A 15,937-nucleotide genomic window follows, 5' to 3' on the forward strand; every position below is an offset into this window, starting at 1 on the left:
AAGTGTCAACTTATGTGCGGATTTCACGTAGAAACAATGAAAAAACCTGTAGTGCTGCCACTACAGGTTATAAATATTTAATTATCAAATGGTTAAATCAGGGTGTTGTACTGGTGTTTAAAACGGGTGTGCGGTCATCTGATTGCGGTGATGTTGCTGTCCATCCTTGCCAAGAAAGCGGGATAAAGGCAACGGCAACCGCTAATAACGCGACGCCTGCAACATAGTAAGCAGGACCCATATGTGATTGCTGTAACCATGCACCAGTTAAGATTGGTGTTAATCCACCGAAAATGGCATAGGCCACGTTATAAGCAAATGACAATCCGGAATAACGAATCTCAGGTGGGAATGCACGGGTACTGACAATCGGCGTTGTGGCAATCGCACCAACGAAAAAGCCCATTAAACCATAGTTGAAAATTAACGTATTTGCGGCAATATCTGTCGATAAAGACGAGTAAAAATAGATAGCAGTAACGGCTAACCCACCCCATGACAAGGTCATTGATGTGCGAGTTCCTGTTTTATCGCCTAACCAACCCCAGAAAATACAGCCGATAGTCAACATCAAGGTCGCGGCACAGTTGGCTTGTAGCGCAATATTACGGTCAATATTATAGACACCTTTTAAAACCACATCAGGGGTCATCAAAATCGTCACCACAATCGCGGTGGATAACGACCACGTTAACGCTGCGGTGATCAAACACGCTTGTTTATGCGATCTAATCACTGTTTTTACTGGTAATTCTTGTGAAAGTGCTTTTTTTGCAGCTAATTCTTTGAATATTGGGGTCTCTTGTAAGAAGCGGCGTAAATAAACCGAGATAAAACCGAAGATGCCGCCCATGATAAAGGGAATACGCCAAGCAAAATCATGCACTTCTTGAGTTGTATAAGAACGCTCAATAATAATCGCGACAATAGAGCCCAGCAAAATCCCCCCAGTGATACCTGAGGTTAATGTGCCAACGCCTAGGCCATAGCGCTGTTTAGGTGTGTGCTCAGCAATAAATACCCAAGCCCCCGGCATTTCACCGCCAATGGCCGCGCCTTGCATAATGCGCATTAACAATAACAATAATGGTGCCGCCGCACCGATAGTGGCATAAGTGGGTAAGAAACCAATAACAAACGTTGGAAATGCCATCAAGAAAATACTTAAGGTAAACATTTTCTTACGGCCAATTTTATCACCGAAATGCGCCATGATAATACCGCCGAGTGGGCGAGCGAGATAACCCGCAGCAAACAAACCGAGTGTCGCCATTAGCGCGAGAAACTCATTATCTCCGGGGAAAAATAGTTGGGAAATAATTTTTGCGTAAAAGACGAAAATAACAAAATCATAAAATTCGAGAGTGCCACCTAAAGAGGATAACCCTAATGTTTTATAATCTTCTTTGCCCAATGGTCTTGCCGAGGGCTGGCCGGTTGTTTGCGATGTCATAATGCTATCCTTATGAAATACTCGATAATATCGACATGATATAAATCGAGATGACAAGCTGCTTTTACTTTAAATAAGTAATTAATAATATTTGTGTGCAGATAAGGGGTATAAAACGTCGAATGGATTTACTTAATGAATACTAAGTTTAATACACTGTATCTTTTTGCATACCCTCATTTATAGCAGAAAGTTCTATATTCTGTAAACCTCAAGTCTTAAAACAAGAATAACATTCCTTTTAGTTTTCATTGGTAGGATATAACATCTAATGTAAAGATGAATAACATGATATGATGTTAATAATATGGGTTTTGCAGAACATCGTATTTTAGGATTGGATATTTAAAGCCATTATTTATTTAATTAGGTGTATGCAGGCAGAGTAAAAAGGGTGATCTTTTTTTAATATAAGTGACTTTTGTCATGCAATAGGGTGACCACTTAATCTTTCTTTTTTCATGGTTAATCAGTTGATTTGTTGCTTATCTTTTGATTTTAAAAGGTAATAAAAGTTTAAAAATTACCTTTTTGACTTATTTTTAAGTTAAGTTTACATTTTGTTAACTGTGTTCTTATACAGTGTTTTAAAACGGAAATTTAATCAGGAAAAAGGATTTTTTATGGTCAACGGTGATTCAAATGACAGTATGACTGTCTCTGGTAGCAGTGATAATGGTGGGAGAGGAACGGGTCCAGAAGGAAATGGGGATTCAGGTGGTAGTTATGGTGGTAGAGCTCGTGCGGTTAATTTTAGTAAAACACCTGAAAAACAAACGTTTGTAAATCCTTATTTATTAACCATTCCCGCTAATCTCGCGATTATTGAAGGAACTTGGGGGGTAACCATTAATACGACGACGCTAACATCACCGTTAGGTCGTTTAGCCAGTTTACTGGAAAGTAGTTTGCCTATGGCTGGGCGTTTAGTTGGTATCGCTGGGGCGTTATTACCTACACGTATCGAACCTGACACCATTGATCCCGCTTTTCGGGAACACCAGCGGCAATTAGCTAATTTAGTCACTAATCAAAAATTACACAGCCAAACATATGCATTAACGGCACTTCCGGTTAGCATCGTGACCGATATTCCAGCTAAAGATATTTCGCGCCAAAAAACGGTGTCTGTGAAAATTGCAGTAGAGCAAGTTGTTTCACCCGAAAAAAATAAAGTTACTCAGGCAATTATTAAAAGCCCTCAAACCATCAACGTAGTAAAAGCGAAGAAAACAGAGCGAACAGGGGTATATTCTGTCGATATTGCGCCAGGAAAGCCAGCGCTACAAATTGGATTGAGCGATAAAAAACCGAGTAAATCGTTTAAAACCCCTTCTTATGACAATGTTAAGCCTGAATCGGTCATTTCGAGTACAACTTCTGAAACATACCAAGGTATTGTTGATTTTGGTGATGATCATGCACCTATTTATATTTCCATTTCCAAAAGCCTGACTGTGGAAGAGGAAAAAAAAGCGATTGAGGATGCGAAACAAAAAGAGCAGGAATATTTAGATACTCACCCCATTGCAGCCGCTGAGCGTGAACTTAGTGATGCAAAAAAAGCGCTAGATGATGCAAATAAGAATGTACAAAGTGAACAATTAGCACTAGATAATTTAAGAAATAGTGCGGAAGGACTCGCATTAAAAAATCCAGTAGCACATCCTATTACTTCGTCCTCTGCTGGTTTTGTTCATATACCCATTTATAGCGGTGGAGGCGCTAATTTTACTGCCACTGCAACGATTGATACGGTAGATAATCTTAATCAATTACTGCGAAATGGTGGAAATACCTATGTTAATAGCGTATTGCAATGGGTTGAAATAACAGATCCGATCGAGGGCATAGAGCCTGATGGCATTAAGGTTGGCAATAGTATTAGAGAGGCAACTGTAGAGGAATATGACAAATTACGCCAACGTTTATTAAGCACAAAAAATAAAATTAAAGAAGCAGAGAAAAAGTTAGAAATAGCGTTAGAAACAAAGAAAAAAGCAGAAGCGAAAGAAAAGAAAGCGAAGGATAAAAAAGAGAAGGAAGAAAAGCGAAATAAACCCGGTACGGCGACGGGTAATGGTAAAAAGGTTGGTGATAAGTGGCTTAATGATGCAGGAAAGGAAAATGGAGTTCCAATTCCAGAACAAGTTGCTAACAAATTACGAGGTAAGAAATTCAAAACCTGTGATGATTTTCGAAAGAAATTTTGGGAAGCGGTATCTAAAGATCCGGTATTACGAAAACAATTTATTAAAGGTAACCAGAATCGCATGAGTAAAGGATTAGCTCCGCGAGCTAGAAATAAAGGTACGGTTGGAGGGCGTCGTTCATTTGAAATACATCATGATACCCCAATTAGTGAAGGTGGTGAGGTTTATAATATTGATAATCTGAGAATAGTTACGCCTAAACGGCATATTGATATTCATAGAGGTAAATAAGCATGAAACTGAAAAATAGTATAAGTGATTATACAGAAGCTGAATTTAAACAACTCATTGAAGCTATTATTAATTGTGAGGGTAACGAAAAAACACAAGATAATAATTTAGAACACTTTATTCGTATTACAGAGCATCCTGATGGTTCAGACTTGATTTATTATCCTAATGATGGAGATGATGACTCACCTGCTGGGATTTTAAAAACGGTCAAAGAATGGCGCGCTAAAAATGGCAAACCAGGCTTTAAAAAGGGCTAAATGTTTTTAATGGATTAGTATAGTAGAAGAACATCAATAACTTATTGCAGAGTTATTGATGTTCACAAAGGTAAATAATTATGGAACTGAAAAATAACATTAATGATTATGCAGAAATTGAATTTATTGAGTTCCTGAATGAAATTTATAAAGAAAATATCGCTGAGACAGATGATAAGTTGGATATTTTATTAAACCACTTTGAGAAGATAACAGAGCATCCAGAGGGTACTGATTTGATTTATTATGCTAAATCAGATGCTGAAAGCACTCCAACAGCAATTACTAAAATAGTCAAAGAATGGCGCGCTAAAAATGGCAAACCAGGCTTTAAAAAGGGCTAAATGTTTTATTAAATGGTGTGCTCAACCCAATTGCTGAGCACACCGAGAAAAGATTAAACCAAGAAGATAGTGGCGAGACCGAGGAAAATAAAGAAACCGCCGGTATCGGTAATGGCGGTGATCATCACACTTGAACCAATAGCGGGGTCTTTGCCCATTTTTATCATAATAAATGGAATAATGACGCCCATAATGGCGGCCATTAATAGGTTAAGAACCATCGCCAGCGTCATCACACCGCCCATGGCAAGGTCACCATAGAGGAAGTAAGTCACAACTCCCATTATTCCCCCCCAGACGACACCATTAATTAAGGCGACACCCAGCTCCCTTAGAAGTAAGAAAGAAAAACTGCCGTTCTGAATTTGGTGTAGGGCAATCGCTCGGACAATCATGGTGATGGTTTGGTTACCGGTGTTACCCCCAATTCCTGCCACAATAGGCATTAAAGCGGCTAACGCGACAAGTTGGGAAATGGTGTCTTCAAAAACACCGATAACACGAGAGGCTACAAATGCGGTACATAGATTGATAGCAAGCCAAGTCCAACGTGTTTTAACGGCTTTCCCTACAGGAGAAAATATATCCTCATCAGGGCTTACCCCCCCCATACGACGAATACTGTTATCATTTTCCTCGTTCATGTTATCAACGATATCTTCAACCGTGAGTCGTCCCATCAAAAGACCATTGCTGTCGACGACAGCGGCGGAGATTAAGTCATAACGTTCGAACGCACTTGCTGCATCTTCCCCTTTTTCGTCGGGTAGGAAGGTCACGGTATCTGCTTTCATGACATCTTTGACAATTTTTTCAGGGGACTGCGTTAAAATTGTAGTAAGAGGAAGTTCCCCTTGAATATAGTTATTGTTATCGACAACGAAAATTTTATCCGTTGCTTCGGGGATTTTTCCACGTTGGCGTAGGTAGCGCTGAACAGTTTTTAACGTAACATTGGGGCGAACGGTGACAAACTCAAAATCCATCATTTGGCCGACGCTGTCTTTGGCATACTGCAAGACTTCACGAATGCGGCTTCTAAGGCTTGGGTCTAAATACGTCAGCAATCGGCGCATGGTATCGCGAGGTAAATGCTCTGCGATATAAGCTTGCTCATCCACATGTAAGTTTGCAACAGCGCGCAAAAGCTCTCGGTCGGACATATCTTTGATTAAGCTATCCCAAACAGAGACAGAGGCTTCGACGAGAACTTCACCGCGATCGTTGTTGTCCACGAGACGCCACAAGGCGAGACGTTCATCATAAGGCAACATTTCAAGAATATCGGCGATATCCGCAGTATGTAGGTCTAGAAGTAATTCTTTTACAGTATTGATTTTTTCACTAAATGCTTTGTCATCAATACCGATGTGTTGATCTTGTTCTACAAGAGCATGGACGAACTCTTCGTCATCCAAAAATATCGACAGGATCTGCTGGCGGATATGCGCCAACTTTTGAGAATGCGGATTAACTGTTGAAGCCGCATCGGTAGAAAAAGCATGTTGTGACATTTTAATCCTTAAAACAAATAAGAGCGCTTAACGCGCTTTTAAATTAATTCGCCTGCGAGCGACGAAACATCCTGCCGCTATTGTCCCTTATCTCAGATATTTATCAAATCGAATGGCGAAATAATAAAGGTCATAGCAGCCGCATTTATTCATTTTCAGCACATATTTTTAATTCCCAGCCTGGGACATCCTCCCAGTAGCCACTCTCTTTTTCAAGGTCAAGTAGCATAAGGGCGTTTCGTGTCAGATATTCTGCAGGCAAAAAGAGTGTCCAGTTACCTTCATCAGTTTCTATTCTTAAAGATGAGGGGGTGGTGGTTGATTGTCTTTGGTTATTTAATAGTACTGACAGCCGTAAAATTTGAATTAACGGCATAAACTGTTTTTTCTTAAATAGATTAAACTTTGGAATATCATCATATTTAATGGCGCGACGATGATTACGAACCAACGTCGCTAAGAGTAATTGTTGCTCTTGATTAAATCCCGGTAAATTGGTGTGTTGCAAAATATAAGCAGAATGACGATGCATACCACTAAGATTAATACTTAAACCCACCTCATGGAGCATGACTGCCCAGATTAAAATAGATTCAAGTTGTGGATTCAGTTGTTTAGGGTTTTGCTTTCCCCATTGATAATAGAGCTCTTCCATGGTTTTCAGTACACGTTTTGCTTGCTCTCTATCAATATTATAGTGTTCTGCAAGACTAAGGGCGGTGCGTTGTCGAATATCTTGATGGCGAAAACGACCTTCCATTTCATACAAAACACCTTCGCGTAATGCACCATCAGACAAGCGTAATTCTTTGATATCTAATGAATCAAATACCGCAATTAAAATGGCTAAACCCGGCACAAAAACTTGCTTCCGTTCATTGGATAGCCCTGGAATACTTAAGGCTGCAAATGATTTATATTTCAATACCATTTGCTTGATTTTTTCGAGTCGTTCCCGAGTGATAACGCCATCTCTTTCGTCCATTTCAAGTAAAACAGCATGAGCCGCTTTAATGGTGCCTGATGCGCCCATGGCGACATCCCAGCGTTGTTTTTTAAATGAAATAGCGGCATTTTCCAGCTTTAAGCAAGCGGCAAGATAGGCACGATTGAAATTTTCTGGTGAGATACTTTCATTGGGGAAATAGGTACGAGCAAAACTCACGCAACCCATTCGACGACTTTCAATTAATAAAGGTTCAAACTTTTCACCGATCACTAACTCAGTTGAACCACCGCCAATATCGATGACTAATTTGCGGCCTTTTTCTGGTTGGGTATGTTCAACGCCCATAAAAATTAAACGCGCTTCTTCTTGGCCTGAAATAATTTCAATTGGGTAGGGGATGATGGCTTTAGCGCGCTGCAAAAAATCTTTTACATTGGTTGCCACTCGCAATGAGTGCGTGCCGACGATACAGACATTTTCAGGTGAGAAACCTTGTAAGCGCTCAGCGAAAAGCGCTAAACAGGCAAGGCCTCTTTCCATGGCTTCTTCACTTAATTCATTGGTTTCACTCAGACCATCGGCAAGATGGACACGCTTTTTTAAACGCGTGAGGACTTGTAATGCACCGTTAACGATACGTGCAATGACCATATGAAAGCTGTTAGATCCCAAGTCAATAGCCGCAATTTCTTGAGGTCTTGGGGTAGAGGTAGTGGTTATTGGCATAGTATCAAGCTCTGGTATCCGGCGTTTCGAGTGACTTCAAATAATCATATACAGCAAGTTGGGCGCGAATTTTGCGCTTATTACCGCGGGGAACATAATGATTACTTAAATCTTTGTCAACATAACGCGCTTTTACAGTATCGTTAAATTGCAGTTCAAGGATATCTAAAACAACTTGTTTGAGGCGAGGATCAACGAGACGAACAGCGACTTCAATACGATAGTCAATGTTACGAGTCATCCAATCAGCAGAAGAAATAAAGACTTGTTCATCACCAGCATTCGAGAAGACATAGACACGATCATGCTCTAAGAAACGGTCAACAATACTGGTGACTTGAATATTTTCGCTATACCCTTGTTGTCCAGTGACTAAAGAACACATTCCACGCACTAATAAGCGGATTTTAACCCCTGCATTTGATGCATCATAAAGTTTGTCTGTTAATTCCTTATCAACCAAATTATTTATTTTTAATGTAATGCCGCTAGGCAAACCCGCGAGGGCATTTTCGATCTCTTGGTCGATAAGTTGATTTAATTTGGTGCGTGTATTTTGTGGTGAAACCATCAAATTATTAAAGCTCACCGGGCGATATGGATTTTCAATAAAATTAAATACGCGTCGAACCTCATTGGTGATTTCTTCATTTGCGGTAAGTAATGAATAGTCAGTGTAAAGGCGGGCAGTTTTTTCGTTAAAATTACCGGTTCCAATGTGGGCATAGCGGATGATTTCGCCATTTTCCATGCGTGAAATAATAAATAATTTGGCGTGAATTTTAAGTCCCGGCGCAGAGAAAATAACATGTACGCCCGCTTCCGTGAGTCTTTTTGCCCAATGAATATTCGCGGCTTCATCGAAGCGTGCTTGTAATTCCACGACAACAGTGACTTTTTTACCGTTATGCGCAGCATGGATCACGGAATCAATGATGCGAGAATCTTTGGCAACGCGATAAATATTAATTTTTATTGACAACACATTCGGGTCAAAAGAAGCTTGCCTGAGTAATTCTAATGTATGTTCAAAGGTGTAATAAGGGTAATAAAGTAGAACATCACGTTCACGAATTGCATCAAAACCATTACGGAAATTATCAAACCAGCGGTGACGTAATCGTGGTAATGGCTTATTTAATAAGTATTTACTTCCTTCATTTGGGAAATTAATAAAATCTTTAAAGTTATGATAACGGCCACCGGCAATCACCGAGTCATCGTTGGATAACCCCAATTTTTCACGTAGCAATGCAACCATTTCATCAGGCATATCACGTTGATAAACAAAACGCACAGGCTCTGCGGTTAGGCGCTGTTTCAAGGTTGATGACATGATTTCAAGTAAACTGGATTCCATTTCTGTTGCAATATCATATTCTGCATCACGGGTCATTTTCATTGAGTAGGCGTTTAATTCGTCGTAGTCGAAAAAGCCTTTGAAAATTTCATCAAGGGTATAACGCAAAATGTTATCAATTAGCACCATTGATTTGCGACGTTTTGGCATTTCCGGGGGAAGATTCACAAAACGTGGCACTTTATCTGAAGGGATCTCGAGTAACGCATACTGAACCTTGCTGCTATTGATAATTTCAACAGCGAGATAGGTATAGTCATCTTTTAAAAATTCGACTAAATCCGTATCAGGATTAATTAATATCGGTGTGATGTGCTGGCGTAAATTCTGCCGAAAATATTGGCGTAGCCAAATTTGTTGACGCGGTGAAATTTGCCGTTCATTAATTAAAAAGATTTGATTACGAGCCATTTCAAGCAGGAGGTCATTGTATAAAACGTCAAACTCTTGTTCTTGTTTGGCAACTTTAGATTGAATGCGTTTGAGCAAGTGGCGTGAACTACTTGCCGAGCCACGTTCTTCATTAATTAGGATCCGACGTTTTACATCCGCAAAACGCACCTTATAAAATTCATCCAAATTATTGGAATAAATGCCCAAAAAACGCATTCGCTCAATAAGAGGGTTACGCTTATCCGCTGCTTCTTGTAAAACACGCTCGTTAAAAGCCAGCCAGCTTAACTCTTTTTCATGATAGAGACGTTCTTGGGACATTGTTGCTCCGTAATGGGATCATTTTATAACGATGGATTAATCTACCCTTACTAAATGCGCTGCTTAATTGCCGCATTCTTACTGACAACGCTTTCCGGGTTATCAGATTGTTTTTTCATCTCAAAATATTGCTTTTGAAAAACGCACATGCGAATTGCAGTATGATAGCGACCATTAACAAAAAATTCGTCAATGAGTTCGCCTTCAGTATGAAAGCCGAGTTTATTATAGATATGAATGGCTTTAATATTTTCTTTATCGACGATCAGATACAGCTTATATAAATTCAGTACTGAAAATGCATAATCCATCGCCAATTTTGCGGCTCGGGTAGCATAGCCATGACCTTGGTAATATGGCGCTATGATTATCTGAAACTCAGAGCGGCGGTGAATATAATCAATTTCAACTAACTCGACTAAACCGATTTTCTCGCTATTATTTTCAACAATAAAGCGTCGTTCGGATTGGTCATGAATATGTTTATCGTAAAGATCACTTAGCTCAACAAAGGCCTCATAGGGCTCTTCAAACCAGTAACGCATTACACTGGCATTATTATCGAGTTGATGAATAAACGCTAAATCTTCACGTTCAAGTGGGCGCAACCTAAACGGATGAACTTGCCCGGTAGTCATAAAACACCTCTGTGATTGTTTAAATACAAAATTATGTAGAGCTAATATTTGATTAAAAAACTAATAGTTTAGCTCTTGGTTAAGGATAACACTTATTTGCAATAAAATAATGACACAAAGCAGAGAGTTTATTTTCATGGCGAAGTTTTATTCATTTTCTGTATAAAATGCACTTGTTCTTATACAAAATAAAGACAATAAAGGGTGGAGATCGCGCTCCACCCTTTATTAAAATATTAAGCCATCATTCACTGTCATGGCCCTGTAGTGGCAGTATATTGCCATCTAAAATGGCTTTACCATTAATCATCGACAGGCGTCCACTGACAAACCATTGAACAACAATAGGGTAAATATTATGTTCCTGTACTTTTACGCGCTCAATGACATCATCTTCGGTATCTTCAGCGAAGAGGGGGACTTTAGCTTGTAAAATAACCGGGCCACCATCGAGTTCTTCAGTCACAAAGTGAACTGATGTGCCATGCTCGTTATCGCCATTTTCGATTGCTTTACGGTGGGTATGCAACCCGGGGTATTTGGGCAGTAAAGAAGGGTGAATATTGAGCATTTTCCCCGTGAAGTGTTTGACGAAGTTGGGGGTCAAAATACGCATAAAACCAGCCAGCACCACCAAATCAGGCTGATATTGCTCAATAATATCGAGCAAAGCGGCATCGTACTCTTCACGGCTTGTATACGTTTTAGCATTAAGGCAAACCGCAGGGATCTCTGCCGTTTGTGCACGAACAAGCCCGTAGGCATTGCTCTGGTTGCTCACTACCGCCACAATTTCAGCATTGATGGTGCCATTATGGCAGCCATCAATCATGGATTGTAAGTTACTACCACTTCCGGAAATGAGAACAACAATTTTTTTCATTAGCGGATCACAACCTGCTCTTCACCGACAGGTAGCTGGCCAATGGTGCCAATCTGCCAAGCCTTTTCACCTAATGCACTGAGCAGTTGAAGTGCTGATTCAACTTCAGTTTGTGGTAATGCAATAATGATCCCGACACCACAGTTAAAGGTACGATACATTTCATGAGTGGTGACATCACCTGCTTGTTGTAACCATTCAAATACTGCCGGCCATTGCCAGCTTTTTCCGTCAATAATGGCTTGAGTATTATCAGGTAGAACACGCGGAATATTCTCCCAAAAACCACCACCGGTAATGTGTGCAATTGCGTGGATATCATTCTTAGCAATCAGTTCAAGCACATTTTTCACATAAATACGTGTAGGTTCTAATAAGTGGTCTGCTAATGATTTCCCCACTAACTGGGTAATTTCAGGATCAGTTTTGCTCACTTCAAGAATTTTACGGACTAATGAATAGCCGTTCGAATGAGGGCCACTAGAAGCTAATGCGATTAATGCATCGCCTGCGCTAACTTTGGTACCATCAATAATTTCAGAGCGTTCAACGACACCCACGCAGAAGCCAGCAACATCATAGTCTTCACCATGATACATACCCGGCATTTCCGCGGTTTCACCACCGACTAAGGCACAACCCGATTGCTTACAACCTTCAGCGATCCCCGTAATTACACTCGCGGCGGTATCCACATCCAGCTTACCTGTTGCATAGTAATCGAGGAAAAACAGGGGCTCAGCACCTTGTACAATTAAGTCATTAACACACATGGCAACAAGGTCAATCCCGATGGAATCATGACGTTTTAAATCCATTGCGAGGCGGAGTTTTGTACCCACACCATCAGTGCCTGAAACTAAAATAGGTTCACGGTATTTTTGTGGTAGGGAACATAATGCGCCAAATCCACCCAACCCTCCCATCACTTCTGGGCGACGAGTTTCTTTTACCACACCTTTAATACGTTCAACCAGAGCATTACCTGCATCAATATCGACACCGGCATCTTTATAGCTGAGAGAGGTTTTATCAGTCACTACGGCCCCCAAGGCAATTACGTTTTTGGAAAAATGAACTATGTTTAACGATATTCTAACAGGCAAAGCAAACGTTTGCGATAGCTTTATGATTGAAAACTTATCTCTGATATTCTTCAGATTATCGCGGTGTTAGCGATATCGCATTGCTCACCTGCAAGATAAATTGTTTCAGCTATACTATTTTCAACTAAAGATAGTCTATTCGCTTATATTTTGACCTAAGTCAATCGCTAACTAGTGGCAATCCTTGTTAAAAGAGGTATAATCCGGCGATTTTTTTGTCCGCCGGCGTCTTAAAAAGTAGGAGAAACCCATGAAGATCGTTGAGGTAAAACACCCTCTCGTTAAACATAAACTCGGCCTGATGCGAGATCATGACATAAGCACTAAACGCTTTCGTGAGCTGGCCTCAGAGGTTGGTAGCCTACTAACTTATGAAGCAACCGCTGACCTAGAAACTGAAAAAGTAACTATTGCTGGTTGGTGTGGTCCTGTAGAAATAGAACAAATCAAAGGTAAGAAAATAACAGTTGTGCCAATTCTCCGTGCAGGTATTGGTATGATGAATGGTGTTTTAGATAGTATCCCAAGTGCACGTATCAGTGTGGTAGGTGTTTATCGTGATGAAGAAACACTGCAACCTGTCCCATATTTCCAGAAATTAGTTTCAAATATCAATGAGCGTATGGCGCTAGTTGTTGACCCAATGTTGGCAACAGGTGGTTCTATGATTGCAACTATTGATCTGCTGAAAAACTCAGGCTGTACGTCAATCAAAGTATTAGTGCTTGTCGCAGCACCGGAAGGTATTGCGGCGTTAGAAGCTGCTCACCCTGATGTTGAATTGTATACTGCTTCAATTGATGAATATTTAAATGAAGAAGGGTATATCGTTCCGGGTCTTGGAGACGCAGGCGATAAAATATTTGGTACTAAATAATAATTAGCCGACTTTGTAGTCGGCTTTTTTTTAATAAAAAATTAGTATAAATGTGATTTATTTATAAATTTAATTTACTTTGTGATGCACTCAATAAACGGGGTGTGAATTGAGGTGGGTTAAGCTGAAAGGGGATAAAATAAAATGACACGTCGCACGATCGGTGTTGAAGAAAGACCACCACTACTACAAACCATACCGCTGAGTTTTCAACATTTGTTTGCCATGTTTGGCGCAACCGTTATCGTACCGATTTTGTTTGGTGTTAACCCTGCAACCATATTGTTGTTCAATGGTATCGGGACATTGTTATATTTATTTATCTGTAAAGGCCAAATTCCTGCCTATTTAGGGTCAAGCTTTGCCTTTATTTCCCCAGTATTAATTTTACTGCCGTTAGGTTATGAACTTGCCCTTGGCGGGTTTATTATTTGCGGGGTATTATTTTGTGTTGTTGCCTTGATCGTTAAAGTCGCCGGCAGAGGCTGGATTAATGTGATGTTTCCACCGGCAGCGATGGGCGCAATTGTGGCAGTTATCGGTCTGGAATTAGCGCAAACCGCCGCGAGTATGGCAGGGTTATTACCTAAAGAAGGGGTACCTGTCGAATCTTCAACATTGATTATCTCCATCACCACCTTATCGGTCACTATTTTATGTGCGGTCGTTTTTCGTGGGTTTTTATCGATCATTCCAATTTTGATTGGTTTCTTATCAGGCTACGCACTGTCTTATTTTATGGGCATTGTTGATTTTACGCCGGTAATTGAAGCCCCTTGGTTTGCTATTCCCACTTTCTATACGCCACGTTTTGAATGGTTTGCGATATTAACGATTTTACCTGCGGCGCTGGTGGTGATTGCCGAGCACGTTGGTCACTTAGTGGTAACCGCAAATATTGTTGAGCGTGATTTAATGAAAAGCCCAGGTTTGCATCGCTCGATGTTTGCTAATGGCTTCTCTACCGTGATTTCAGGTTTTTTTGGTTCAACACCCAATACCACTTACGGTGAAAATATTGGTGTTATGGCGATTACCAAAGTATATAGCACATGGGTTATCGGTGGTGCAGCCATCATTGCCATCTTATTATCTTGTGTCGGAAAACTTGCTGCGGCGATTCAACTTGTACCGGTACCTGTGATGGGCGGTGTATCATTATTACTTTACGGCGTAATTGGTGCATCAGGGATCCGAGTCTTAATTGATTCAAAAGTGGATTACAATAAACCTCAAAATCTTATTTTAACCTCTGTTATTTTGATTATTGGGGTGAGTGGTGCGGTAATCCATATTGGGCAAGCAGAATTAAAAGGAATGGCATTAGCGACAATTGTTGGTATTGCAATGGCGCTGCTTTTCCGGTTCATCACGTTTGTTCGACCAGAAAAACAATTTGTGACCGCAGAACTTGAAGAAGTCGATACCAATAAAAAATAATGCGGGCTTAACTTAAATTAATTGCCGGTTTGGCGAAAGCGCCGGCAATTGGAATTCTTACTGTTCATCTATCCCTGTAATTTATGGTAAACTTATTCGCGTTAATTGATTTGCACAGTCAGAGGTGCTTCTGAACACACCATCACAGCTTTCACTACCACTTTATCTACCCGATGATGAAACCTTCGCTAGTTTTTATGCGGGAGAAAACGATGCATTGCTGTCGGCAATTAAATCGGCTATTCATCAGCCTCATGGGAGTTATATCTATTATTGGTCTCGTGAAGGGGGTGGTAAGAGTCATTTATTGCATGCAGCTTGTGGTGAATTGTCAGAGCAGGGCATTGCAGTTGGCTATGTGCCATTAGATAAACGGGCATATTTTGTGCCTGAAGTGCTTGATGGTATGGAAAATTTATCACTGGTATGTATTGATAATATTCAATGCATTGCGGGTGATGAAGAGTGGGAAATGGCTATCTTTAATTTGTATAACCGTATTTTAGAAATAGGGCGCACATGCTTATTAATTACGGGGGATAGGCCACCAAGACAAATTGATTTAGCACTGCCTGATTTAGCGTCTCGTCTGGATTGGGGGCAAATTTATAAACTGCACCCACTGAGCGATGAAGATAAAATTTGTGCGCTACAGTTACGTGCCAGAATGCGTGGATTTGAGCTTCCAGAAGATGTTTGTCGTTTTGTATTAAAGCGATTGGATAGAAAAATGGGGACGCTGTTTGATATCTTGAATAAACTGGATCACGCGTCCATTGTTGCTCAGCGAAAACTCACCATTCCGTTTGTTAAAGATACCCTTAAACTGTAATGAAATTGGCAGTAAATAGACTGCCAATTATGGTCATTAAAGAATTTCCGTCACCTGTTCCGGTGGGCGTCCCAGCTTTGCTTTCTCCCCATTGACCACGATAGGGCGCTCAATTAATTTTGGGTTTTCATGCATTGCTTTGATCAACTGTTCTTGCGTTAATGAGTCATCATTAAGACTTAATTCTTTATATAATGTTTCTTTCGTTCGCATTAATTGACGCGCATCTTTAAAGCCGAGCATTTTCAGTAATTTTTTAATTTCAGAGACTGAAGGCGGCGTTTTTAAATATTCAATCACCGTTGGTGTAATACCTTTGTCTTCTAATAGACTCAAGGTTTCTCGGCTTTTTGAGCAACGGGGATTATGGTAAATCTTAATAGTATCCGTCATTTTT

14 protein-coding genes are annotated in these 15,937 nt (G+C 40.3%); 6 read left to right on the top strand and 8 right to left on the bottom strand.

The annotated features are described in order from the left end of the window. Positions 1-97: 97 nt before the first annotated feature. Positions 98-1,453 carry an MFS transporter gene (locus M998_RS00170; protein ID WP_068907080.1) on the bottom strand — a complete coding sequence of 452 codons (1,356 nt, stop codon included), beginning with the start codon at positions 1,451-1,453 and terminating at the stop codon, positions 98-100. Between the two features lie 623 nt (positions 1,454-2,076). On the opposite strand from M998_RS00170, the gene M998_RS00175 reads away from it, so the two are divergent. The 3 genes from M998_RS00175 to M998_RS00185 all read left to right on the top strand — a co-directional run bounded on the left by M998_RS00175 (position 2,077) and on the right by M998_RS00185 (position 4,501). Beyond that, a complete protein-coding gene (locus tag M998_RS00175) occupies positions 2,077-3,897 on the top strand; it encodes a pyocin-S2/colicin E7-DNase domain-containing protein (RefSeq protein ID WP_068907081.1) in 1,821 nt (606 codons plus the stop codon). Between the two features lie 2 nt (positions 3,898-3,899). Beyond that, positions 3,900-4,157 (top strand): bacteriocin immunity protein, encoded by a 258-nt coding sequence (locus M998_RS00180; RefSeq protein ID WP_068444478.1) that lies wholly within the window; start codon positions 3,900-3,902, stop codon positions 4,155-4,157. Between the two features lie 80 nt (positions 4,158-4,237). Further along, positions 4,238-4,501, top strand: coding sequence for a bacteriocin immunity protein (locus tag M998_RS00185; protein WP_068907082.1), 264 nt, complete (start codon positions 4,238-4,240; stop codon positions 4,499-4,501). Positions 4,502-4,554: 53 nt separating this feature from the next. On the opposite strand, the gene mgtE is transcribed toward M998_RS00185, so the two are convergent. The 6 genes from mgtE to purM all read right to left on the bottom strand — a co-directional run bounded on the left by mgtE (position 4,555) and on the right by purM (position 12,325). Further along, positions 4,555-6,015 (bottom strand): magnesium transporter, encoded by a 1,461-nt coding sequence (gene mgtE, locus M998_RS00190; protein WP_068444472.1) that lies wholly within the window; start codon positions 6,013-6,015, stop codon positions 4,555-4,557. A gap of 145 nt (positions 6,016-6,160) precedes the next feature. Next, a complete protein-coding gene (gene ppx / locus M998_RS00195; RefSeq protein ID WP_068444469.1) occupies positions 6,161-7,690 on the bottom strand; it encodes an exopolyphosphatase in 1,530 nt (509 codons plus the stop codon). Between the two features lie 4 nt (positions 7,691-7,694). Continuing rightward, entirely contained in the window at positions 7,695-9,764 is a 2,070-nt protein-coding gene (gene ppk1, locus M998_RS00200) for a polyphosphate kinase 1 (RefSeq protein WP_068444466.1), read from the bottom strand. Between the two features lie 50 nt (positions 9,765-9,814). Then, positions 9,815-10,402, bottom strand: coding sequence for a spermidine N1-acetyltransferase (speG, locus tag M998_RS00205; RefSeq protein WP_068444464.1), 588 nt, complete (start codon positions 10,400-10,402; stop codon positions 9,815-9,817). A 244-nt stretch (positions 10,403-10,646) separates the two neighbouring features. Next, entirely contained in the window at positions 10,647-11,285 is a 639-nt protein-coding gene (gene purN, locus M998_RS00210) for a phosphoribosylglycinamide formyltransferase (protein ID WP_068444460.1), read from the bottom strand. Then, positions 11,285-12,325: a phosphoribosylformylglycinamidine cyclo-ligase gene (gene purM, locus M998_RS00215; RefSeq protein ID WP_068907083.1), complete on the bottom strand. Its 1,041-nt coding sequence runs from the start codon at positions 12,323-12,325 to the stop codon at positions 11,285-11,287. Before purM ends, purN begins: the two co-directional genes overlap by 1 nt. Positions 12,326-12,641: 316 nt before the next feature. On the opposite strand from purM, the gene upp reads away from it, so the two are divergent. From upp to hda, 3 genes are all read left to right on the top strand, one after another. Next, a complete protein-coding gene (upp, locus tag M998_RS00220) occupies positions 12,642-13,268 on the top strand; it encodes a uracil phosphoribosyltransferase (protein ID WP_068444455.1) in 627 nt (208 codons plus the stop codon). A gap of 144 nt (positions 13,269-13,412) precedes the next feature. Next, positions 13,413-14,708 carry a uracil permease gene (gene uraA / locus M998_RS00225; RefSeq protein WP_068444453.1) on the top strand — a complete coding sequence of 432 codons (1,296 nt, stop codon included), beginning with the start codon at positions 13,413-13,415 and terminating at the stop codon, positions 14,706-14,708. A 124-nt stretch (positions 14,709-14,832) separates the two neighbouring features. Further along, positions 14,833-15,540, top strand: coding sequence for a DnaA inactivator Hda (gene hda, locus M998_RS00230; RefSeq protein WP_068444451.1), 708 nt, complete (start codon positions 14,833-14,835; stop codon positions 15,538-15,540). A 36-nt stretch (positions 15,541-15,576) separates the two neighbouring features. Here hda and arsC read toward each other — a convergent pair whose 3' ends face one another. Further along, positions 15,577-15,933 (bottom strand): arsenate reductase (glutaredoxin), encoded by a 357-nt coding sequence (arsC, locus tag M998_RS00235; RefSeq protein ID WP_068907084.1) that lies wholly within the window; start codon positions 15,931-15,933, stop codon positions 15,577-15,579. Positions 15,934-15,937: the final 4 nt, after the last annotated feature.

This window comes from Providencia heimbachae ATCC 35613 (assembly GCF_001655055.1).
Taxonomy (GTDB): domain Bacteria; phylum Pseudomonadota; class Gammaproteobacteria; order Enterobacterales; family Enterobacteriaceae; genus Providencia; species Providencia heimbachae.

Excerpts from the sequence above, each read along its gene's own strand:
- M998_RS00170 (WP_068907080.1), bottom strand. The coding sequence starts at position 1,453 with ATGACATCGCAAACAACCGGCCAGCCCTCGGCAAGACCATTGGGCAAA.
- M998_RS00175 (WP_068907081.1), top strand. The coding sequence starts at position 2,077 with ATGGTCAACGGTGATTCAAATGACAGTATGACTGTCTCTGGTAGCAGT.
- M998_RS00180 (WP_068444478.1), top strand. The coding sequence starts at position 3,900 with ATGAAACTGAAAAATAGTATAAGTGATTATACAGAAGCTGAATTTAAA.
- M998_RS00185 (WP_068907082.1), top strand. The coding sequence starts at position 4,238 with ATGGAACTGAAAAATAACATTAATGATTATGCAGAAATTGAATTTATT.
- mgtE (WP_068444472.1), bottom strand. The coding sequence starts at position 6,015 with ATGTCACAACATGCTTTTTCTACCGATGCGGCTTCAACAGTTAATCCG.
- ppx (WP_068444469.1), bottom strand. The coding sequence starts at position 7,690 with ATGCCAATAACCACTACCTCTACCCCAAGACCTCAAGAAATTGCGGCT.
- ppk1 (WP_068444466.1), bottom strand. The coding sequence starts at position 9,764 with ATGTCCCAAGAACGTCTCTATCATGAAAAAGAGTTAAGCTGGCTGGCT.
- speG (WP_068444464.1), bottom strand. The coding sequence starts at position 10,402 with ATGACTACCGGGCAAGTTCATCCGTTTAGGTTGCGCCCACTTGAACGT.
- purN (WP_068444460.1), bottom strand. The coding sequence starts at position 11,285 with ATGAAAAAAATTGTTGTTCTCATTTCCGGAAGTGGTAGTAACTTACAA.
- upp (WP_068444455.1), top strand. The coding sequence starts at position 12,642 with ATGAAGATCGTTGAGGTAAAACACCCTCTCGTTAAACATAAACTCGGC.
- uraA (WP_068444453.1), top strand. The coding sequence starts at position 13,413 with ATGACACGTCGCACGATCGGTGTTGAAGAAAGACCACCACTACTACAA.
- arsC (WP_068907084.1), bottom strand. The coding sequence starts at position 15,933 with ATGACGGATACTATTAAGATTTACCATAATCCCCGTTGCTCAAAAAGC.